General features: G+C 37.9%; 19 protein-coding genes and 1 tRNA gene. 9 read left to right on the top strand and 11 right to left on the bottom strand.

Annotation, left to right across the window (positions count from 1 at the left end):
* Both EZ456_RS22860 and EZ456_RS22855 read right to left on the bottom strand, forming a co-directional pair.
* A partial coding sequence (locus EZ456_RS22860) for an ISAon1 family transposase N-terminal region protein (protein ID WP_131534189.1) occupies positions 1-326 on the bottom strand: 326 nt, incomplete at its 3' end.
* Between the two features lie 172 nt (positions 327-498).
* A tRNA-His gene (locus EZ456_RS22855) sits at positions 499-572 on the bottom strand.
* Positions 573-747: 175 nt separating this feature from the next.
* Here EZ456_RS22855 and rnhA point away from each other — a divergent pair.
* Entirely contained in the window at positions 748-1,212 is a 465-nt protein-coding gene (gene rnhA, locus EZ456_RS22850; RefSeq protein ID WP_131534186.1) for a ribonuclease HI, read from the top strand.
* 6 nt (positions 1,213-1,218) lie between these two features.
* On the opposite strand, the gene fbp is transcribed toward rnhA, so the two are convergent.
* The 5 genes from fbp to gloA2 form a co-directional block, all read right to left on the bottom strand.
* On the bottom strand, positions 1,219-2,298 hold the full coding sequence (gene fbp / locus EZ456_RS22845) for a class 1 fructose-bisphosphatase (protein WP_131534184.1): 1,080 nt from the start codon (positions 2,296-2,298) through the stop codon (positions 1,219-1,221).
* A 19-nt stretch (positions 2,299-2,317) separates the two neighbouring features.
* Positions 2,318-2,809 (bottom strand): metallophosphoesterase family protein, encoded by a 492-nt coding sequence (locus EZ456_RS22840; RefSeq protein WP_131534182.1) that lies wholly within the window; start codon positions 2,807-2,809, stop codon positions 2,318-2,320.
* A gap of 189 nt (positions 2,810-2,998) precedes the next feature.
* Positions 2,999-3,649 carry a tRNA1(Val) (adenine(37)-N6)-methyltransferase gene (locus EZ456_RS22835; RefSeq protein ID WP_225876603.1) on the bottom strand — a complete coding sequence of 217 codons (651 nt, stop codon included), beginning with the start codon at positions 3,647-3,649 and terminating at the stop codon, positions 2,999-3,001.
* Positions 3,650-3,707: 58 nt separating this feature from the next.
* Positions 3,708-4,226 carry a hypothetical protein gene (locus EZ456_RS22830; protein ID WP_131534178.1) on the bottom strand — a complete coding sequence of 173 codons (519 nt, stop codon included), beginning with the start codon at positions 4,224-4,226 and terminating at the stop codon, positions 3,708-3,710.
* A gap of 33 nt (positions 4,227-4,259) precedes the next feature.
* Positions 4,260-4,640 carry an SMU1112c/YaeR family gloxylase I-like metalloprotein gene (gloA2, locus tag EZ456_RS22825; protein WP_131534176.1) on the bottom strand — a complete coding sequence of 127 codons (381 nt, stop codon included), beginning with the start codon at positions 4,638-4,640 and terminating at the stop codon, positions 4,260-4,262.
* A gap of 246 nt (positions 4,641-4,886) precedes the next feature.
* Between gloA2 and purL the strand changes: the two genes are divergently transcribed.
* Entirely contained in the window at positions 4,887-8,549 is a 3,663-nt protein-coding gene (gene purL, locus EZ456_RS22820; RefSeq protein ID WP_394343149.1) for a phosphoribosylformylglycinamidine synthase, read from the top strand.
* 666 nt (positions 8,550-9,215) lie between these two features.
* Here purL and EZ456_RS22815 read toward each other — a convergent pair.
* Both EZ456_RS22815 and EZ456_RS22810 read right to left on the bottom strand, forming a co-directional pair.
* Positions 9,216-9,566, bottom strand: coding sequence for an FEKKY domain-containing protein (locus EZ456_RS22815; RefSeq protein WP_131534172.1), 351 nt, complete (start codon positions 9,564-9,566; stop codon positions 9,216-9,218).
* 11 nt (positions 9,567-9,577) lie between these two features.
* Positions 9,578-10,513, bottom strand: coding sequence for an energy transducer TonB (locus EZ456_RS22810; RefSeq protein ID WP_131534170.1), 936 nt, complete (start codon positions 10,511-10,513; stop codon positions 9,578-9,580).
* Positions 10,514-10,622: 109 nt separating this feature from the next.
* Here EZ456_RS22810 and EZ456_RS22805 point away from each other — a divergent pair, with 109 nt between their 5' ends.
* The 3 genes from EZ456_RS22805 (at position 10,623) to EZ456_RS25455 (ending at position 15,462) form a co-directional block, all read left to right on the top strand.
* The gene (locus tag EZ456_RS22805; protein WP_131534168.1) at positions 10,623-12,797 is read left to right on the top strand and encodes a glutamine synthetase III family protein; all 2,175 of its coding nucleotides are present in this window, start codon (positions 10,623-10,625) and stop codon (positions 12,795-12,797) included.
* 1,135 nt (positions 12,798-13,932) lie between these two features.
* Positions 13,933-15,114 (top strand): AIR synthase related protein, encoded by a 1,182-nt coding sequence (locus tag EZ456_RS22800; protein ID WP_131534166.1) that lies wholly within the window; start codon positions 13,933-13,935, stop codon positions 15,112-15,114.
* Between the two features lie 183 nt (positions 15,115-15,297).
* Positions 15,298-15,462, top strand: a complete 165-nt coding sequence (locus EZ456_RS25455) for a hypothetical protein (protein ID WP_205945157.1) — start codon at positions 15,298-15,300, stop codon at positions 15,460-15,462.
* Positions 15,463-15,539: 77 nt separating this feature from the next.
* Here the strand turns inward: EZ456_RS25455 and EZ456_RS25705 are convergent, their stop codons facing one another.
* Positions 15,540-15,662: a hypothetical protein gene (locus tag EZ456_RS25705; RefSeq protein WP_262712022.1), complete on the bottom strand. Its 123-nt coding sequence runs from the start codon at positions 15,660-15,662 to the stop codon at positions 15,540-15,542.
* A 90-nt stretch (positions 15,663-15,752) separates the two neighbouring features.
* Between EZ456_RS25705 and EZ456_RS25850 the strand changes: the two genes are divergently transcribed.
* Entirely contained in the window at positions 15,753-15,935 is a 183-nt protein-coding gene (locus tag EZ456_RS25850; RefSeq protein WP_131534191.1) for an acyltransferase, read from the top strand.
* Between the two features lie 101 nt (positions 15,936-16,036).
* Here EZ456_RS25850 and EZ456_RS22790 read toward each other — a convergent pair whose 3' ends face one another.
* Positions 16,037-19,201 (bottom strand): TonB-dependent receptor, encoded by a 3,165-nt coding sequence (locus EZ456_RS22790; RefSeq protein WP_131534164.1) that lies wholly within the window; start codon positions 19,199-19,201, stop codon positions 16,037-16,039.
* Between the two features lie 687 nt (positions 19,202-19,888).
* On the opposite strand from EZ456_RS22790, the gene lpdA reads away from it, so the two are divergent.
* The 3 genes from lpdA to EZ456_RS22775 all read left to right on the top strand — a co-directional run bounded on the left by lpdA (position 19,889) and on the right by EZ456_RS22775 (position 22,799).
* Positions 19,889-21,277: a dihydrolipoyl dehydrogenase gene (gene lpdA, locus EZ456_RS22785; RefSeq protein ID WP_131534162.1), complete on the top strand. Its 1,389-nt coding sequence runs from the start codon at positions 19,889-19,891 to the stop codon at positions 21,275-21,277.
* 118 nt (positions 21,278-21,395) lie between these two features.
* Positions 21,396-22,235 (top strand): MBL fold metallo-hydrolase, encoded by an 840-nt coding sequence (locus tag EZ456_RS22780; protein WP_131534160.1) that lies wholly within the window; start codon positions 21,396-21,398, stop codon positions 22,233-22,235.
* On the top strand, positions 22,236-22,799 hold the full coding sequence (locus tag EZ456_RS22775) for a GNAT family N-acetyltransferase (protein WP_131534158.1): 564 nt from the start codon (positions 22,236-22,238) through the stop codon (positions 22,797-22,799).
* Positions 22,800-23,221: the final 422 nt, after the last annotated feature.

The following is a 23,221-nucleotide window of genomic DNA, read 5'->3' as shown; positions in this document are numbered from 1 at the left end:
AAAAAAAATGCAAACTCAGTAGTCATCTTAGTGCCATCGGCAACCAGGTTCCAATCCCTGAAAACTATCTTTTTGGCATTAAGGTTTTGCCACTTACGTCGCTTCACTTTCAAAAAACAAGGCTTGCCACGTAAGGGAAAGTCTCGAACGGTAATTTCATCGAAAAAGCCTTTAGAAATCAATTTCTCACCTGAATATTCCTCAGGATGAATGTTTTTTTCTAAAAGATAAATATGATAAGAGCCTTCAGTAACTTCAAACCTATCAAGTTCAAAGTATTCGGTTAAGCCTTCAGGGAGTATAAAAGATAGTATTGAGGTGTCCAAAACAATAATGTTGAACAAAATTAAATAAACTTCTCAAATCCCCAACTTTTTTGCTTGATCCCATCGAACCCCCATGATCCAAATAAATAACTATATATCAAACTGGAAAACAGATAATTACAATCAAAAAAAAAGGGACAAAACCATTCGAAAATGTCTTTGTCCCATAAAGGGTGGCTGATGGGGCTCGAACCCACGACCCTCGGCACCACAAACCAATACTCTAACCAACTGAGCTACAACCACCGTATTTTTTAGTGTCACAAAAGTACGACTTTTAATATTTCTTGCAAATATTTTTTCAAAGTTTTTACAACAAATTTTTAATTCCTTAACATTCAATTATTTGAAATTGAAAAAAAAATCCAGATGCAGATAAAACAAGCTATTTTAAACCTAAAAACATAACTTTACAACGTTTATGATCGAAATTTATACAGACGGAGCAGCTAGCGGAAACCCAGGACCAGGTGGTTGGGGTACAATTTTAAGGGCAGGACAACACTATAAAGAATTAAGTGGCGGCTTTAGGATGACCACGAATAACCGCATGGAACTATTGGCTGTTATAAAAGGATTAGAAGCCTTAAAAAGCTTAAATCAACAAGTAACCGTTTATTCCGATTCGAAATATGTAGTAGATGCTGTGGAAAAGAAATGGCTTTTCGGCTGGGTAACCAAAAATTTTAAAGATAAAAAAAACAAAGACCTGTGGTTGAGATTTCTGGAACTATATAAACTTCACAAAGTGAAATTCATTTGGATTAAAGGTCACAACGATCACCCGGAGAATGAACGTTGCGACCGTTTAGCTGTTTTTGCTTCGCAAGACAAGCAAAACCTGGCTATCGATACTTTTTTTGAAGTAGAGAGAAGCAAAATTTAGTTAGCTTTAATCAATTCCGCCAACTACATTTAAATTCTCTAGTTTCGTTTCTACGTGGGCATCAATTGAGATCGATTTTGCGGTATACAATAACATCATTTCTTCAGCCTTTTCTACCATATGTTTTGATCCGATAAAAATCGGAACCCTTTGATGCAATTCTGTTGGTTCAATATCGAGTATACGATCAAACCCTGTGCTGGCTTTCCCTCCAGCCTGCTCAATAATATAAGCCATTGGGTTACATTCGTATAACAACCTTAACTTTCCATTAGGCGAGCGCGAAGTAGTTGGGTAAATATAAATCCCACCTTTAATTAAGTTCCGGTGGATGTCGCCAACCATCGAACCAATATAACGCGAAGTATATGGGCGTTTAGTGGCCTCATCCTCTACCTGGCAGTATTTGATGTACTTTTTAACACCATCAGGAAAGTGTACATAATTACCTTCGTTTACTGAATACATATAACCTGTTTCGGGTATTTTCATCTGAGGGTGCGAAAGGCAGAACTCACCAATCGACGGATCTAGCGTAAAACCGTTAACCCCCTTTCCTGTGGTATAAACCAACATGGTAGATGAACCATAAATAATGTAACCGGCAGCCACCTGTTCTGTTCCTTTTTGCAATACATCAGTTATACTGGCTCTGCCATCAACCGATTTTCTGCGGTAAATAGAGAAAATAGTGCCAACCGCTACGTTCACATCAGTATTTGAAGAACCATCTAAAGGATCGATACAAACAATATATTTAGCGTTTTGCGAAACCGGCGATTCGATGTGGATAATTTCATCTTCTTCTTCAGTAGCCACAATACAGCACTCGCCACCACTGGTTAGCGCAGCAATGAATTGTTCATCAGCATATACATCCAATTTTTTTTGTTCCTCACCTTGAATATTAGTGGTTCCCATATCACCTAAAATATCAACTAAACCAGCTTTATTAATTTCGCGGTTTACAATTTTTGCGGCAATAGCAATATCCCTTAATAACCTAGAAAGTTCTCCTTTAGCATATGGGAAATCGGCCTGTTTTTCTATAATAAATTGTCCTAGTGTTTTAACGCCACAAACCATACTTAGTGTATATTTTACATTATCTACCCGATAACTCTATAACCTCTAAGGTATGAATATTTTCATCAGTTATGCAAAATCGAATGAGTGTTCTCACTTTGTGCCAACCGTGTTTTCCCGCTGCTCCGGGGTTTATATGCAGGCATTTTATTTTTTCATCGAACATTACTTTTAAAATATGCGAATGTCCCGTAATAAATAATTTAGGAGGGTTAGTGTATATTTCTGGCTTAACGTACGACGAGTATCTACCTGGGTATCCGCCGATATGAGTCATCCAAACATCGACCCCCTCGCAGCTAAATCGATTTTGTTCTGGAAACTCCGCCCTAATTGTATTATCATCGATATTTCCAAACACACCACGCAAAGGTTTAAACGCTGCTAAAGCTTCGGCTACATTAGGCCCGAAATCTCCGGCATGCCAAATTTCATCTACACCATCGAAGTGTTTAAAAACCGCATCATCCAAAAAACCATGGGTATCAGAAATTAATCCTATTTTTTTCATTATGTAAAGTTAATTGTGCCCCGTAATTTACAGGATTAGCAAAATATTTCGACCACTTTAATCTAAAACAATACCTGCAACGATTGACAAATATTTTAAAAATGATGGTTAAATATTATAAAAAAGTAACACAACAGTTATACTATGTTACCATTGCCACCTACCCCCTTATCCATCATAAACCCTAATCTAAAAGGCCAGGAAAAAATCCTTGAGCAATTCTTTATAAGCTGCCGTATGCTGTTTTAAAGATTCATAAATATTAAAGTCTCTTTCTTTTAAAACAGTTTCACCCTTTTTCAAACAGATCATCTGTCTAAAGGTGGGTTTGCTTTGATCAGAATGAATATGGATCCGCTCCGCAAGCGACAAACCATAGCCCGCAGCGGTACTAATAACTTCATTTGCCTGTTTTACCGGAAGGATTAACCAAATCATACCTTCATCTGCCAATAACTCACTTGATTTTTTAACAAGCATGCTAAAAAAATCTTCATCTGCATGCCGGGCTATGCCTTTCCTAAATTCTTCGCTTTTTAAATCATTCACAAAAAAGGGCGGATTAGAAACGATCAGGTCGAATTGCTGAGCATACTCATATTGCTCAATTGATATATGGTTAATGGTTAACCGCTGATTGAAAACTGAAAATTGAAAATTTTTTTCAGCAGTTTCCGCAGCTTGCTCATCGATTTCTACAGCGTGTATGCATGCATCAGGAAAACGTTGAGCCAACATTAATGCAATTACACCAGTTCCGGTTCCAATATCCAAGATAGCTTCAGGCGAAGGATGAGTAACTGTTGCGCCAAGTAATACGCCATCGGTATTAATCTTCATGGCACAACCCGTTTGGTCGACTTCAAATTGTTTGAACTTAAAAATACTCATATAAATATTAAAATCTCGCGCCTATCCTGATCGGTAAAAAAATTGATTGATGAACAAACCGGAATCCTGCTTTATATTGTAAACTTAATTTTTTTCCTACCCTATGCTCAACGCCACCACTAAAATCAACAACCGTTTCAGTAGAACCATCACCATATTGATTGTTAATATGACTACTACCTATCTTCAGATTAAATACCGGAGCAATTCTAGCCTTTATAGTTACATATTCCAGATCACCAAAAACTGAATAACCATTAATCCCACCGTAGTTGAGATAGGAAACACCTAAACCTAAACGCAGGTTATCTTTAAAACTTACACCGTTAACCAAACTTAAATCTAGCCCATTAGGTGTTCCCACGAGCTGATAACCCATCCAACCTTCACCAGCATCAATCTTTAGCGGCCTTGCAAGAAAAATATGATATCCTGTTTCTATTTTCCCAGTGTATTTAATTTGAGATTGAGCGCAAAGATTTAAAGAAGCATAAACCAATGCACTGCAGAAGAGTATTTTTTTCATTTTTGAGCGTTATAAATTTTTATTTGTGAACCTTTATTTTTCGTACAATTCTAGAGGTAGTCCATCCGGATCAGCAAAAAAAGTAAATCTTTTATCCGTAAATTCATCAATACGGATCGGCTCAGTAATTATGCCCTGATCATTTAACCGCGAAATCTCTTTTTCTATATCATCAACTTCAAAAGCTAAATGACGTAAACCCTGAGCCTCTGGCCGCGATGGCCTCGCAGGAGGATTTTCGAAAGAAAAAAGCTCGATCTGATACACACCATTAACTGCCAAATCTAATTTATACGATTTTCTTTCCGATCGGTAAACCTCTGCCAACACCGTAAAACCCAATTTATTTACATAAAAATCTTTCGATTTTTCGTAATCAGAACAGATAATGGCGATGTGGTGGATGCGAAGCATAAATAGTGATTGAATTTTGAATGAGTAAATGAGTGAGTTAGCGTTGAGGCAAAAATGCACATTCTCTAATTGAATCAACCAATAATTATTTCAACATTCATTAATTCTACATTCTGTCATTCAATCATTCTCTCATTCAATCATTATATTTTGACATTCAATCATTCAAAATTCTCTCATTCAATCCCTCCACTACACCATTTTTTTCATTTAAAAAAGCTATTTTTGCAACTTCAAAAAAAAAGCATGATTCATTTCTTCCTTAGTCAATCGCAGGCGATTTTTGTTCTACAAACAGACAAAGCGCTTTCTACCACTGATATTACTAAACTTGAATGGTTATTTGGCGGCGCCAAAATCTCGCAAGAAACAGCCCTAACAGGCTTTTTCGTTGGGCCAAGAGCAGCAATGATTACTCCATGGAGTACCAACGCAGTAGAGATTACCCAAAACATGGACATGCAGGGAATCATCAGGATTGAAGAATTTAAGCAAGTTGACGAAAACTTTGCTGATTTTGATCCCATGCTTTCCCAAAAATACAATAAGCTTGATCAAGAGGTGTACACGATCAACATCAAACCAGAACCGATTTTAGAAATCACCGATATTGCAGCTTATAATAAACAGGAAGGGCTTTCTTTAAGTGATGAAGAAGTTGAATACTTAAATACGTTAGCACAAAAATTAGAACGACCATTAACCGATTCTGAAGTTTTTGGTTTCTCTCAGGTGAATTCAGAACACTGCCGTCATAAAATTTTTAATGGCAAATTTGTAATCGATGGTGTAGAGCAGCCTACTTCTTTATTTAAGTTGATCCGCAAAACATCAGAAGAAAATCCTAACGATATTGTTTCTGCCTATAAAGATAACGTAGCTTTTATAAAAGGCCCTAAAGTGCAACAATTTGCACCTAAACGTGCCGATGAGCCTGATTATTATACCACAAGCGATTTCGAATCGGTAATCTCCTTAAAAGCAGAAACCCATAATTTCCCCACCACTGTTGAGCCTTTTAATGGTGCTGCAACAGGTTCGGGAGGTGAAATCAGAGACCGTTTAGCAGGCGGACAAGGTTCGTTGCCTTTAGCAGGAACTGCCGTTTACATGACCGCCCTTTCGCGTTTAGAAGATAACCGCCCATGGGAAAAAGGTGTTGAAGAAAGACAATGGTTGTACCAAACACCAATGGATATCCTCATCAAAGCATCAAACGGTGCTACAGATTTTGGAAATAAATTCGGACAACCGCTAATTACTGGTTCAGTTTTAACTTTCGAGCATGAAGAAAACAGCAGAAAATTGGGCTTCGATAAAGTAATTATGCTTGCAGGTGGTATCGGTTACGGTAAAGCCAGCCAGGCACAAAAACTTAAACCAAAAGAAGGCGATAATATCGTTATTCTGGGTGGAGAAAATTATAGAATCGGGATGGGTGGTGCAGCAGTTTCATCTGCAGATACCGGACAGCACGGAAGCGGCATTGAATTAAATGCGATCCAGCGGTCAAACCCTGAAATGCAAAAACGAGCAGCCAATGCTGTTCGTGGTATGGTAGAAAGTGATTACAACTCAATTATCTCTATCCACGATCACGGTGCGGGTGGCCATTTAAACTGCTTATCAGAACTGGTTGAAGAAACAGGTGGCCTAATCGACTTGGATAAACTGCCAGTTGGCGATCCTACCCTTTCGGCTAAAGAAATTATCGGTAACGAATCGCAGGAAAGAATGGGATTGGTAATCGGCAACGACCATATCGAAACCTTACAAAAAATAGCCGACCGCGAACGTTCACCAATGTATACCGTAGGTAAAGTAACCGGCGATCATCGTTTTACCTTTAAATCTGCAACAACAGGTTTAAAACCAATGGATTTTGAATTGGCTGCCATGTTTGGTAGTTCACCAAAAATTGTAATGGACGATAAAACCATCGACCGTAAATACGAAGCCATCGAATATAACAACAACGAATTAAACACCTATCTAGAACAGGTGCTTCAATTAGAAGCGGTTGCAGCTAAAGATTGGTTAACCAATAAAGTAGACCGTTGTGTGGGTGGCCGCGTTGCCAAACAGCAATGTGCAGGTCCGTTACAACTACCTTTAAACAATTGTGGTGTAATGGCTTTAGATTTTCAGGGTAAAGAAGGTATTGCCACTTCAGTTGGCCATGCACCACTTTCGGCGCTGATTGATCCAGCTGCTGGTAGCCGCAATGCGATTGCAGAATCACTATCGAATATTGTTTGGGCACCCTTAAAAGATGGTTTAAAAAGTGTTTCACTTTCTGCCAACTGGATGTGGGCTTGTAAAAACGAAGGTGAAGATGCCCGTTTATATGCCGCAGTTAAAGCCTGTTCTGATTTTGCTATCGATCTAGGAATCAATATCCCAACCGGAAAAGATTCGTTATCGATGAAGCAGAAATACAAAGATGGCGATGTTATTGCACCTGGAACTGTGATTATTTCTGCCGGAGCAAATTGTGACGATATCACAAAAGTGGTTGAACCCGTACTTCAAAAAGATGGCGGATCGATTTACTACATTAACTTATCTAACGACAGTTATAAACTAGGTGGTTCATCTTTCGCGCAGATTTTAAACAAAATCGGTACAGAAACACCTGATGTTAAGGAAGCTGATCAATTTAAAACAGCTTTCAATACACTACAACAATTAATCAAAGCAGACAAAATCCAGGCTGGTCACGATATTGGTAGTGGTGGTTTAATTACAACCTTATTGGAAATGTGTTTTGCTGACCGCGATTTAGGCGCTTCGATCGATTTGTCTTCGTTAGCAGAAGCTGATAGTATTAAAGTATTATTTGCAGAGAATATCGGTATCGTTTTCCAGGCTGATGCTTCCGTTGAAGAAACTTTCGCACAGGCCGGAGTTGCTTTCTATAAAATTGGTAAGGTTAACACATCAGCTAAACTGGACGTTAAAAACGTTGCAGATAACTTTAGTTTCGACATTGATCACTTACGTGATGTATGGTTTAAAACTTCATACCTGCTAGATAACAAACAAACTGGTAACGGCCTGGCAAAAGAACGTTACAACAATTATAAAAACCATGTTTTAAATTACACTTTCCCATTACAATTTGATGGAAAGAAACCTATAATCGATCCTACTAAACCAAAACCAAAAGCAGCCATTATCCGCGAAAAAGGGAGTAACTCCGAACGCGAATTGGCCAATGCCATGTATTTGGCAGGTTTTGATGTAAAAGATGTACACATGACCGATTTAATTACCGGAAGAGAAACTTTAGAAGATATTCAGTTTATCGGTGCAGTGGGTGGTTTCTCTAACTCTGATGTTTTAGGATCAGCCAAAGGTTGGGCAGGTGCATTTTTATACAACGAAAAAGCAAGGGTAGCTTTAGAGAAATTCTTTGCCCGTCCTGATACTTTATCAGTTGGAGTGTGTAATGGTTGTCAGTTATTTGTTGAGCTGGGCTTAATTAATAAAGACCACGAAGAAAAACCAAAAATGCTGCACAACAAAAGTGGCAAGCACGAAAGTATTTTCACTTCGTTAACCTTACAAGAAAACAATTCGGTCATGTTATCTACACTGGCCGGAAGCACTTTAGGTGTTTGGGTATCACATGGTGAAGGTAGATTCTCGTTACCATACGCAGAAGACAAATATAAAATCGTAGCCAAATATGCTTACGAAACTTATCCGGCTAGTCCGAATGGCTCAGATTACAACACCGCAATGTTATGCGATGAAAGTGGTCGCCACCTGGTAATGATGCCGCACATTGAACGTTCATTGTTCCAATGGCACTGGGCTAATTATCCACATGGCCGTAAAGATGAGGTTTCGCCTTGGATGGAAGCCTTTGTAAATGCACGCAAGTGGATAGAGAATAAAGGATAATTACCTGATGGAAGATATAAAATGGATGATGGAATTACAACCATCATCCATTTTATGTTTATAAAGCATCGTGCCGCTAGCGCTGAAAATAAAGATCAACATTAACAAAAGCGTGCTACATAATTGTTTTATTAGGAAACGAGCGTTCCACTTTTCATAGCTGCTGTACACCCGCCATCGCTTATAGTCCTCGTTCCGCTGCACTCCACTGCGGGCTAACCGCTCTGTCGGGTTTATTGAACAAAAGCCTGTTCTTCGGCATACGGCCTGTTTCTTCGCTCGCAATAAACCTTTAATAGCGCTACCAGCCTTGACACCTAAACCCGACCAAAGTGGAAAACCCGCAGCCCGAGATACGAGGGCGAGGTTTTGAAACAAAGGGCGGGACTGTAATTACAAAAAGGTTCTGTTCTTGCTTTCCAAAAAGTCAACAATAAATATTTACCGTAGAGGCGGTTTTATAGCTATATTTCCGCTCCGCTATTGATCAAAAACCGGGACATGATAACCGCCCACTAGTACAAAAAAAACGGCCTGAGCTTTCGCCCAAACCGTTTCAATTTACCCAACCTCACATTTTTCTATAAGAGCATTAATAGAAAAGTTCAACCATCATCCCTCTTCCATCCCCCATCTTACATTCTCCCTCTCACCTCTTCCATCCCCCTAAATCCCTTGAATATCCTTCCTCACTTCTTTGCGCCAGCCCCTTCCATATTTCCGGTCCATAAAAGAAGCTACAACTTTATTATAATCTTCAATGGAAATATTAGCATGCATTATACAACCAAAATCATAATAATCTACAGCATATTTCTTTTCAAATAGCTCCTGCCCTTTAACATAAATAGATACAATGCCACCGCGAATTAGAAATTTAACGCTTCCGTTTTTTAAATCGGTATTCGCCAGTTTAACGCTGTATATTTTTGAAGTATCAACATGGTTTACATCCTTCGCACTTAGATAAGTAGCTGTAAAACACACGAGCATCAATATTAAAAAGGACTTTTTCATTTTTGAATGCTTTAATTAGAAATAGTAAAATTAATGGCCATATTATATCTCACACGCACCGGAACGCCCTTATTTTTACCAGGTTTCCAAAGCGGTGATTTTTTAATCACTTTAATGGCTTCTTCATCACAACCAAAACCAACCCCTTTAATTACTGATACATCAGTAATAGAACCATCTTTCTCTACCACGAAACTTACAAATACTTTTCCTCCAGCACCTTCCTCCTGCGCCCTTGATGGATACCTTAAATTACGTTCCATATATTTAGACCAGGCTTTAGCACCACCGTTAAATTCAGGATATTCATCTACTCCACCTATCGTTAAAACAGCATTCGGATCACCGTTTTCTGCACCATCTTTGGCTGTGCCTGTACCATTACCTTTATTATCTGGGATTACCAAATTGGGGGCTATAATTCCATCTTGCGTTTTATCACTGATCACTGCATCCTGGATATCCTTAACAGTTGGTGGATCTGGAAGATCTACTTTATTTACAACAACAATATTCTGCGATAAAGCAACAGTTTTAACCTTTACCGGATCAGCTTTTACAGGTTCAATCTTTTTCTCAGGTTCAGGGGTCTTTGGTTTCATCTGATGGATCACATTAGGTAAATCAACAGGCCTTACTATTTCTATAATTACTGCTTCTTTTGGAAACAGTTTAGCATAGATTAAAGGAGAGAAACACAAGAGGATAAATAAGCTTCCAGATACAAAAAGCACTCTTGTCATAATCGACGAAGATTTAGATCTGAGATCATAAGCGCCATAGTTTTTGTTGCGGTTTGCAAATACAAGATCGAGCCACTCGGTTTTGTATACGTTAATTGAAGAGTTGAACATAGCTTTTATTTTTAAAGCATGATGCAGCAAAATCTTCAATTCCATAAAACATTCGAAAAATCTATATTCTTTACAAAAAATGAAATTTTTCATCCGAAAAACATTTTTTTATTTCATTTTCAATAAAATTCATAAAAATAATACGATTCTTTTACGAAGATTAAGAAAATATACTATTTTTGACAAAAAACATAACAAATTAATGAAAAGCTTAAGAACCATCGCATTAAAAGAGGCTCAAAACAGAATTTCACCAGAAGTTAAATCACCATCAGCAAAAATTTCTGACTTTTTTGGCGCTAATGTATTTGATAAGAGAAAAATGAGAGATTTCTTATCTAAGGACGTATATGAAAAATTAATATCATCTATCAACCAGGGTGAGTTAATTAACGCAGAAGACGCTAATCAGATTGCGACGGCAATGAAATCTTGGGCTATGGCAGCTGGTGCAACACATTATACGCACTGGTTCCAACCATTAACTGGCACAACTGCTGAAAAACATGATTCATTTTTTGAGCCTAGCGGCGAAGGTGCAATTGAAAAATTTGCTGGTAGCGCTTTAGTTCAACAAGAACCAGATGCATCTAGTTTCCCTAACGGAGGTATCCGTAATACTTTCGAAGCGCGTGGTTATACTGCCTGGGATCCTTCTTCTCCAGCTTTTATCATGGAAAGCAAAGCAGGTAAAACACTATGTATCCCTACAGTATTTGTATCATATACCGGTGAAGCCTTGGATTATAAAGCACCATTATTAAAAGCATTATCTGCGCTTGATAAAGCAGCAGTTGATGTTTGCCAATACTTTGATAAAAGTATTACTAAAGTAAATGCATCTTTAGGTATCGAACAAGAATATTTCTTGGTTGATGAGTCGTTGTTCAATGCCCGCCCAGACTTATTATTAACTGGCCGTGCTTTATTCGGACACATGTCTGCTAAGGGCCAACAACTAGAAGATCACTATTTCGGTTCTATCCCTGAGCGCGTATTCAGCTACATGGTAGATTTCGAAAACGAAGCTTTAAAATTAGGTATTCCTTTAAAAACCCGTCACAATGAGGTTGCACCTTCTCAATTTGAGTGTGCACCAATTTATGAAGAAATCAACTTAGCTATCGATCACAATCAATTATTGATGGATTTGATGGAGAAAGTTGCCCGTCGTCACCACTTCCGTGTATTATTACACGAAAAACCATACGCAGGTATCAATGGATCAGGTAAACACAACAATTGGTCGTTAATTACCGATACCGGTAAAAACTTATTGGCACCAGGTAAAACACCTAAAAATAACTTAATGTTCCTTGCTTTCTTTGTAAATACAATTAAAGCCGTTAGCGAGCATGCCGATTTATTACGTGCAAGTATTGCATCAGTAAGCAACGATCACCGTTTAGGTGCTAACGAAGCTCCACCTGCAATTATCTCTATCTTCTTAGGTTCTCAATTGAACGATGTGTTAGACGAGATTGAGCACTCACGTATCAGCAAAAAAATCAAAGAAGATAACGCACTTTGGTTAGGTATTCCTAAAATCCCTCAGATTTTATTAGATAATACCGACCGTAACCGTACTTCTCCATTCGCATTTACAGGTAATAAATTTGAGCTTAGAGCTGTTGGATCTTCAGCAAACTCTTCTGCTCCAATGACGATCTTAAACGCGATTATGGCCGAGCAATTGGTTAAATTTAAAGTTGAAGTTGATAAATTGATCAAAAAAGGTGATAAAAAAGACATCGCTTTATTAACAGTGATCAAAAAATACATCAAAGAATCTAAAAACATCCGTTTCGAAGGTAATGGTTATAGCCAGGAGTGGGAAGATGAAGCTGCAACACGCGGTTTATCAAACATCAAAACTACACCAAAAGCTTTAGATGCTTATTTAACTGAAAAATCTGCTGAGTTATTTGCCTCAACTGGTATTTATAGTGCACGTGAGATTCATGCCCGTCATGAAATCATGTTAGAAAACTTCTATAAAAAACTACAGATCGAAGCACGTGTTATGGGCGAAGTAGCTAACACCGCTATTATCCCTGCAGCAATTGCTTACCAAAATGCTTTAATCGAAAACGTTAAAGGATTAAAAGAACTTGGTATTGAAAGCAAATCATCATTAGATATTGTTAAAAAATTATCAGAACACTTAGATATTGTTAAAACCAATATCGACGCCATGTTAGAAGAACGTAAATTAACCAACAAAATCGAAGATACCCGCGAGAAAGCGATTGCTTACGATGAGAAAGTTAAATCTTACTTCGATACCATCCGTTACCACGCCGATAAATTAGAACAAATTGTTGACGATAGCGTTTGGCCTTTACCAAAATTCAGAGAATTATTATTCATGAAATAAGAAAGGCGTAAGCTAAAAGATTTAAGGCGTAGGGTTCACTCTACGCCTTTTTTATTTTGTTCATTTTCAGTTGTCTCATTCCACAAATCCGTCATCCGATAGCTATCGGATGCGAACCGATTTTTCATCGGTGAAGCAATCTTCAAGCCATTAAACAGCTTCAATTCTTTGTGGCCTTTGTGTCTTTGTGGTAAAAACTTAGATGTGCTCAGGTGGTCAAAAATTATTATTTAGGAAAGCAATTGCAATGCTCATTGGTTAAAGCAGCCCTGCTTTCCTTCCTGCTGTAATAATTTTCGCAAGATTTTAATCAATCTTTCACAGCATCCATGCAATCAGGTTTATTTAAGTTAGGCCTGTGCAGGAAAAACCCGCCATATCAAACAACCCTCAGTACCTTAAGCCCGATTGTACCGTCCTTACATAAAGTCCAACCGTGCGTGGATACCTTTTTTACGAATAGTTTTGGGCGTCATGCTAACCAGCTTTGAAAAACCACAGGCTTTACCGAAGGACGCCGTCAATCCCAAGTGGCAGGAGAATCAAAAAAACAGGTGCACAATGGTGCGAACAGTACTACCAAACCTGAAACGCAGTGGTTTTGTGTTCATTTGCAATGAATTCAAAGTTTAATATAAATTGAACACAAACCCCGAAGGGCTCAATCAGACCAAAGAAAACATAGACAATACCTGATTAAACGAAGTGCCGCTGTTTTTTTGATGAGAATGGGGCATTGAGAAGCCACCTTGCCGGATTGACAAAGCATTTATTCATGGTTATTTATTGTTTTATAGGCATGAATGAGCTCCGCTAAAGCTCCGGTTTTGCATACTTTTGATGCCTCAAAAGTTTGATGCCCTGCGGCATAGGAGCAAAAAATAATTAAATATTTATGTCCACTCAGTATAAAGTAAAAACGGCAGGAGGAAAAGCGGGACAGCAAGCCGCCATGAAAACCCAACCTTCACTTCCAAAACCTCTCAATGATATTGTTAAGACAAGCCTGTACAGCTAAAATCTCAACGCCAAATTAATATTCGACCCATCGACTTCAGACTTCGGACTCCCGACTCCCGACTTTCTACCTTCTACCCTTTTACCTTCCACCTTAAAAAACTATCTTTGCGCCAACATGAGTGATAACAGGTACAATCAACGCGGCGTTTCAGCCTCAAAAGAAGATGTGCACAATGCCATCAAAAACATCGATAAAGGAATTTTCCCTAAAGCATTCTGCAAAATTATCCCCGATATTTTAGGTGGTGATGAGCAATACTGTAATATCATGCATGCAGATGGCGCAGGCACCAAATCTTCTTTAGCCTACGTATACTGGAAAGAAACTGGAGACATCTCCGTTTGGAAAGGTATTGCACAAGATGCCATCATCATGAATATCGATGATTTAATCTGCGTTGGTGCAACCGATAATATCCTCTTATCTTCCACAATTGGCAGGAATAAAAACCTGATCCCAGGTGAAGTAATCGCCGCGGTAATTAATGGTACAGAAGAAATTTTGGCCGATTTACGCGAGCAGGGTATTTCGATCTATTCTACCGGTGGCGAAACTGCCGACGTAGGCGATCTGGTGAGGACCATTATCGTCGATTCTACGGTAACTTGTCGCTTAAAACGTGAAGATATCATCAGCAACGATAATATTAAACCTGGCGACGTAATTGTGGCACTAGCCTCTTCCGGACAAGCTACTTACGAAACGGAATACAATGGTGGTATGGGCTCGAACGGATTAACCTCTGCCCGTCATGATGTTTTTGATAAATCAGTAGCTAATAATTACCCTGAAAGTTTCGATCCGGCTGTTCCTTTCGATCTGGTTTTCTCTGGAAAGAAACAATTAACAGAAGAAATAGATATCGAAGGATTCGGTAAAACCACTGTTGGTAAATTGGTATTATCGCCTACCCGCACTTATGCTCCTGTAATTAAAAAGATTCTAGAAAGCTATCGCAGTCAGATTAATGGTATTGTACACTGCAGTGGTGGCGCACAAACCAAGGTGTTACATTTCATCAATGATGATATCCATGTAATCAAGAATAACTTATTTCCTATCCCTACCCTGTTTAAATTAATTCAGGAACAATCGGGTACCGATTGGAAAGAAATGTATAAAGTATTTAACATGGGGCACCGTATGGAGCTTTATGTCCCTCAGGAGATTGCTCAAAATATTATCGAAATTTCTAAAAGCTTTAATATCGATGCGCAGATTATCGGTCGCGTAGAAAAAGGCGAGCAGAAACAGGTAACCATCGAAAGCGAAAAAGGAACTTTTGTTTATAATTAATAAATTAAAAAATAACGAAAAGCCGTGTTGAGATTCTCTTCACGGCTTTTCTTTTGCAAGAATCTTCCAAAACCTATTATATCTTTATCGATACATTCTTAAGTTTTATCGGCACATCATTTAATTTTGCTTGTATAAGCATATATTAGACTTAACAAATTACTCCTAACAGGAATAAGAACGATGATTAATGTATATCTATTGGGTGTCGGTAAACATGCCACTAAACTTAGCGAGTATTTTAATGGCTCGGGTGAGTATCTTTTAACGGGATATATAATCAATTTAGAAGATGCTGAAAATCATCCAAACCTAACGAAGCCCATTATTTCGCTACCATCTTTTTAGAAAAACATCCCGCTGCCTTAAATATTGCATTAATTGGGGCAATAGGCAGTTATGAAAGAAAATCTATTATTAAGCTGTTAGAAAACAAAGGCTATCCGTTCATCAATATCATCCACCACCACAATTACATCAGCCCTTCGATTAAAATTGGTGTAGGAAACGGCATTGCCCCGGGCTGTGTAATTAACGCAAATGTGCATATCGGCAACTATGGCATTGTTAATTCAAATTGCAATATCAGTCATGATTGTATTATAGAAAACTACGTGACCATTTAACCAGGCGTAACCATTGCAGGCAATGTACATATTAAGGAGGGTATTTTTATCGGATCTGGCGCAACAGTAATTCCAGGCATCACGATCGGAAAGGGAGCCTATATTGCCGCCGGAACCTGTGTTACAAAAGATGTGCTAGCAAATGTGATGGTTGCTGGTGTGCCTGCAAAGATTAAAAAAGAGGTAGGATCATGATTTGATTAGTTCGAAATAACAACCCTCGTTCCCATTCAGTGTTATAACAAAAAAAAAGCCCCGATCAAATGATCGGGGCTTTTAAATGTTGTATTTCAGTATTAGTTAAAGTTATAACGAACTCCAACTTGTCCTTGCCATCTTGAAAGGAAAGAAGACAGTGCATAAGGAACACCACCAGTTGGTGCTCTAAATGTAAAACCGCCACCATTCGCAGCAACATAGTTAATAAGCGAGTAAGCTGTATTATTAATAAAATAAGATTTTCCCCAATCTTTATTGATCAGGTTTCCTACGTTTATAATATCTACAGAAAGTTGTAGTGAATTTTTAGTGCCTTTAAACACAATACCTAAATCTTGCATAATGCGAACATCAAACTGGTGTTCCCAAGGCATCCTGGCAACATTACGCTCAGAGTACTGACCTCTAATTTTACTTAAGTAAGGATCATTGCTAATATAGTTATCTAAGGCAGCCCATTGTTCAGCAACCGATTGTGCAGGTAAAGATCCTGAAGCAGCCAAAGGGATTAATTTAATATCGTTTAATGTACGAGGTACAAAAATTAAATCGTTGCTTGGGTTTCCAGATGAAATTGAGTTATCACCATTTAAATCACCATTATAGATATAAGAGAATGGGGTTCCAGACTTACCTACATAAAATAACGAGAAAGTAGTAGCTGAAGCTTTGTTTCTGCCATATTTAATTGAATAATTTAATGCACCTACCACTCTATGACGAAGATCGTAATTAGAATAAGCTAGTGGTGGGTTTTGAGGATCGCGAGAAATTAATACACCTCCAAATCCAGAACTGGCCGTACTACTAAAACCTGAGTTGATATCTTCTGATTTCCCATAAGTATACGCAATTGAAGCATATAACCCCATGTCGAATGCTTTTTGTAATTGAGCAGTTACATTATAAGCAGAACCACTTCTTGTATTTTGCAATAAATAAACTTCAGTAAATTTTGCTCCGTTTACCCTACCTGCAGTTGTATTAACAAAAAGAGGACGAGTATCAGCGCCACCAGATAAAGATGGGTTAATTGAGGCAACAGAAGGTTTAATATTTAAATTTTTATATGAAATATTGTTAACCGTTGAAGAATATAACCCTTCGATAGTTGCTTGAACTCCTCCAGGTAATTTAAAATCAACAGCTAAATTGGCTCTAAAAACCTGAGGTAATTTGAAGTTATTATCAATTAAACTAATTTGTGAAGTTGTACCAGCAACACCACCAGCAGCCGATTGGTTATTTACATCTGGAATAAATGTTCCAGTTCCAACAGGAGCACTAACGGCACTAGTTAACATACCATTTCCAGAGAATTGATTAGATATCCATACAAATGGCGCGCGACTTGTTAATAGTCCACCACCACCTCTCAATTGAACCGAACGATCTCCTGTTAAATCCCAGTTAAAGCTCAAACGTGGAGAAACAAGTATTTGGCCGCTTGGAACCTGATCAGTTCTGTAATTAGGGAAAGTAGCAACAACATCAGGGTTTGCTAATGGAGTATCAAAAATTAATGGCACATCTACTCTTAAACCAGCGATCAGTTTAAAGCCTTTAAATGCATCTATTTCATCTTGGAAGTAAAATCCTAATTGCGCAGCACTAAATCTAGCTGCAGGTCTTGGATCTCCCGGAACCTTTGAAGTACTTGTAGCTGCAGAGGGTTTAGTATTAGCCTCAAAGTCTGCTAAATTATTCCATGCATAACTTCCAGTAAGGTTGTTCACAAATAAGTTTCTGATTTTATAAAACTCATTGTGTGTACCAATTGTGAAAGTATGTTTGTTAGCAAAAATTTTAAAGTTATCAGTAAATTCAAAAATATCCTGATCCAACTCATTCGCTGTTGATGATGCTTCTGAACCCAATGTAGCAGCTTGGCTACCTGTACCTAAACCATTAATTCTGATTTGTGGGAATAAATCACCAACAGTTGCTCTTGTATCTCTAATTCTAGAATAACCAATAATTAAATTATTCGATAATGTACTAGATATTGCACTTCTCAATTCTAAAACAGAATTGTTTTGCTGATCATTAAAACGATATAAGTTACTTGCAAATCGGAAAGCAGTCGCACTTCTAGAGATGTTATCATCATAAGCTTTAATGTAGTTATGACGTAATGTTAACTGGTTCTTCGAATTAATGTTCCAATCTAAACGAGCAAAAAGTTTGTCACTTCTTGTTTCAGCATCAAAAGCATCAATACCACCTGCATCATAACCGTAACGATCTTTAGCAACTTTAGCAATTCTTAAAAGTTCAGCAGTAGAAACTGCGCCTACATCACCTGAGTTAAAAGTTGTAGGCTGAACAATAGTTTGTCTTTCAGCACTTACAAATAAAAATAATTTATCTTTAATAATTGGCGCTCCAATTCTTGCTCCATATGTATAATTGTGGAAAGGTAATGCCTTGGTATTTGTACCATCAACACTTTTACCAATTGTATTTTGGTTTCTACCGAAGAAATAAGCTGAACCTTCTACAGTATTTGATCCTGAACGGGTAACAGCATTCACACCTCCACCAATTGCATTACTATTCGTAACGTCAAATGGAGCCAATACAATTTGTAATTCTTGAATCGCATCTAATGAAATTGGTTGTGTGTTTGCCTGGCCACCTGGTGCACCTGTACTTCCTAAACCAAAGGCATCGTTGTTTACAGCACCATCAATAGTTAAGCCATTGAAACGGTTATTGATACCACCAAATGAATTACCATTTGCTTGTGGAGTTAAACGTGTAAAATCTTGCAATGAACGTGATAAAGAAGGTAAATTTTGAATCTGGTCCTTGCTAACATTCGTAGAAGCACCCACTTTTTTACTGCTAAATACGGCATCTCTTTTACCAGCAACTACAACTTCCTGTAGTTGTTTGCCATTTTCACTTAAAACAAGGTTTAATAAGTAAGGTTCACCTAACTTTAACATTGCTCCAGTTACTTTCTCTGGTGCATAACCAACAAAACTAATTTCGAAAATATAAGGACCGCCAACACGCATGTTATTGATTACAAAACGGCCATCGTTATTTGTTGATACAGAATATACTGTACCAGTTGGGGTATGTGTTGCTTTAACACTTGCACCAGGTAAGGCGCCTTTGGCATCCTTAATTGTTCCTGTCATTGATGATGAGGTTACCTGTGCATTTGCACTAAAGGTAATACCTACAAACGCAACAATAACCAGTACTAATCTTAAAAGTAAAGATTTCTTCATACTTTGTTTTTTAAATGTTTTTTGTTGTTGAATAATAAATCTAATAGGGATATTAATGCCGCAAATGTACCCAATAAAATTTAACACATTTTAACATCCAATGTTAAATAATTATTAAGTCAGGCAAAACTTTTCAACATTTAACACATATTGGATCGACTATAACTTTCAGTTTATCAATACTTTGAGCATATAACTAGATTATTAATAACGAAACTTACCGTTGATTATAATTTACGCAGAAAAGACCCTATAATGTTGGTATTTTTCCAATAACACCTGTTAACAATAAGTTTTTAAGCAAAAACACCATCATAATTTAACATATCGTTAAAATATTTATTATTTACTTGCAAAATCCCGAACACCAGATCAACACACAACCGTAAATTTGCACGACCAATATTCAATCATTGTAAATTTTAACGGTTATCTCAACATTGATCTAAGCAATTGACATTTTTTTTTTAGTTTTGAGCGATTGTTGCAGGATGAAGATCTTTTAACTTTTTGTAATCCGAATCTAGGCAACCAGTATTAAGGAATAAAGCCTAACGATTACAGCTAATACAAAACAATTAAAAATAAATCTCATTAAAACAGATACGAACCGTCCATAAATTAAATGATGATTTTAATTATGGTAAGCTTCCATCTGACAGATAAAAAATAAACTAAAAAATACGGATGAATTACGATGTTATTGTTTTAGGCAGCGGCCCAGGTGGTTACGTAGCTGCAATCAGAGCTTCTCAATTGGGACTAAAAGTTGCAATTGTTGAGCGTGAATCATTAGGTGGTATTTGTTTAAACTGGGGCTGTATCCCTACTAAAGCACTTTTAAAAAGTGCTCAGGTTTTCGAATATATTAATCATGCTGCTGATTACGGAATTACTACTGCTGGCGCAACTGCCGATTTTGCTGCTGTGGTAAAACGCAGTCGTGGTGTAGCCGATGGCATGAGTAAAGGCGTTCAATTTTTAATGAAGAAAAATAAAATTGACGTAATTATGGGTACTGGTAAAGTAAAACCAGGAAATAAATTAGACGTTAAAGGTGCTGATGGTTCTCAACAAGAACTTAGCGCTAAAAATATCATCATTGCTACAGGTGCACGTTCAAGAGAATTGCCTAACCTGAAACAAGATGGCAAAAAAATTATTGGCTACCGCCAGGCAATGGTACTTCCTGAATTACCAAAAAGCATGGTAGTAGTAGGTTCCGGTGCTATTGGTGTAGAGTTCGCTTATTTTTATGCTACCATGGGCACAAAAGTAACCATCGTAGAGTTTATGGATAATGTGGTGCCGGTAGAAGACGAAGATGTATCTAAACAATTATTACGCAGCCTTAAAAAAGTGGGTATCGATGTAATGACATCGGCTAGTGTAGAAGCTGTTGATACAAGCGGCGCAGGCTGTAAAGTTTCTGTTAAAACGGCTTCGGGTATGCAGACTATCGAAGCTGATATCGTACTTTCAGCTGCTGGTATCGTAGCAAACATCGAGAACATTGGTTTAGAAGAAACCGGTATCAAAACAGAGAAAGGTAAAATTGTTACTGACGAATTCTACAACACTTCTGTTAAAGGTTATTATGCAATTGGCGATGTAGTAGGTGGCCAGGCACTTGCACACGTTGCTTCTGCAGAAGGTATTATCTGTGTAGAAAAAATCGCTGGTCAGCATGCTGAGCCATTAGATTACAACAACATCCCAGGATGTACTTATTGCACACCAGAAATTGCTTCGGTAGGTTATACCGAAAAAGCAGCAAAAGCAGCAGGTTACGAATTAAAAATTGGCAAATTTCCATTCTCTGCATCAGGTAAAGCAAGTGCTGCCGGTGCGAAAGATGGTTTCGTAAAACTAATTTTCGATGCTAAATACGGAGAATTATTAGGCGCACACATGATCGGTGCCAACGTTACCGAAATGATCGCCGAAATAGTAGTTGCCCGTAAATTAGAAACTACTGGTCACGAAATGATTAAATCTGTTCACCCTCACCCTACCATGAGCGAAGCCATTATGGAAGCCGCTGCTGATGCATACGGAGAAGTGATCCACCTATAAGTCATGAGTCTGTAGTCGAGAGTCTATAGTCAATGATCCAAATAACAAAAACCCTTTAGTTAATCCTAAAGGGTTTTTGTATTTTTCTAAACCCCTAACCCCTAACCCGAACCCTCAAATGAAACTCCACACCATAAACACAGGCTTATTTAAACTAGATGGTGGCGCTATGTTTGGCGTTGTACCCAAGGCCATCTGGCAGAAAACCAACCCGGCCGATGCGAACAATCTTTGTACCTGGGCCATGCGCTGCCTTTTGATAGAAGAAGGCAATCAATTAATTTTAGTGGATACCGGAATTGGAAACAAACAGGACGAAAGGTTTTTCAGTCATTATTATTTGCACGGGGACGATTCGATGGAAAAATCGCTCGCACATTTGGGTTTTAGCACAGCCGATATTACTGATGTTTTCCTTACCCACCTTCACTTCGATCATGTTGGTGGTGCCATAGTTAGAGAAAACGACAAACTGATACCTGCTTTTAAAAACGCGCACTATTGGAGCAATGAAAAACATTGGCAATGGGCGGTAGAACCAAATGCAAGAGAAAAAGCTTCTTTCTTAAAAGAAAACATCCTTCCTATTCAAGAAAGCGGACAGCTTAAATTTGTGGAAGAAAAAGAGAATATCGAGTGGCAAAAAAACATCAATATCAGTTTTGCTTACGGCCACACCGACGCCATGATGTTACCCAAAATCAGTTACAAAGACAAAACAATGGTGTATATGGCCGATCTTTTACCTTCAGTAGGTCATCTTCCCCTGCCCTACGTAATGGCCTACGACATGTTCCCGTTAAAAACATTGACCGAGAAACAGGCATTTTTAGAAGAAGCGGTAAACAACAACTACATATTATATCTTGAGCACGATCCAATTAACGAATGCTGTACCCTGCAAAGAACAGAAAAAGGAATCCGAGTGGCTGATACCTTTAACCTAAGCGATATCTAAATGATTAGACCAGCCCAGCCCACTGATGCTGAAGCAGTTGTACCGTTGATTATCCAGGCCATGGGTACATTGGCGAATAAATTAACCAATTCTGATGACGTAGAAGTCATTAACGAGATTTTTAAACACTTCTTCCAGCAGCGGGGTAACCAATATAGTTACGAAAATACTTTAGTTTTTGAAGATGAAGGCAAAGTTCTGGGATCTATAAATGCTTACGATGGCAGTAAACTCCCCGAACTTCGTCAGCCATTTCTGGCATACCTGGCCGAGCATCACCAGGCAAACAATACTAATCAAGGCACTGAGACCCAAAGTGGGGAATTTTACCTCGATACCATTAGTGTTAATCCGAAGACTCAAGGAAAGGGAATAGGAAAACAGCTCATTAAAGCAGGAATTGATTGGGCTAAGCAACTTGGCCACCATCACATCGGCTTATTGGTAGAACAAAACAATGACCGGGCATTAAAACTTTATCAAAATATGGGCTTTGCTATTCAGAATGAAAAGGAATTTATGGGCGGACTGTATCATCATATGGTTTTTACAACCAATTGTTAACGAATAGTTTACACGCATAAACAACCTATATAAATAGGCCTGATATATCTGCCTTGCATGCCTACTGATGCTTATATGTTCTTTAATTACTTATATGGTTCACATATATACGGTGTAGTTTTAAAAATTGATCTATTTTATCTGCCTCAGCTATTTACCATTTAAGGAATATAAGGTCATTTTAGACCATTTGTTTTAAATCGGCCACTTATTCAATTATAAATCACTACGCTTTAATGTATCTGGCTTACATGTCTACTGATACTCTTATGTTCTTTAATTAACTTATATGGTTCAATATACGATGTGGCTTTATAATCAATATATGTAGCTGCTTCAGCTATTTAACATTTAAGGAATATAAGATCATTGAAGTATTTCTTTTAAACCATCATTGTTCAATTATAATTCACTACGCTTAA

This window comes from Pedobacter psychrodurus, from assembly GCF_004331735.1.
Classification (GTDB): domain Bacteria; phylum Bacteroidota; class Bacteroidia; order Sphingobacteriales; family Sphingobacteriaceae; genus Pedobacter; species Pedobacter psychrodurus.
Note: the sequence above shows the minus strand (reverse complement) of the source record. Positions and strands in the feature narration are given on the sequence as shown.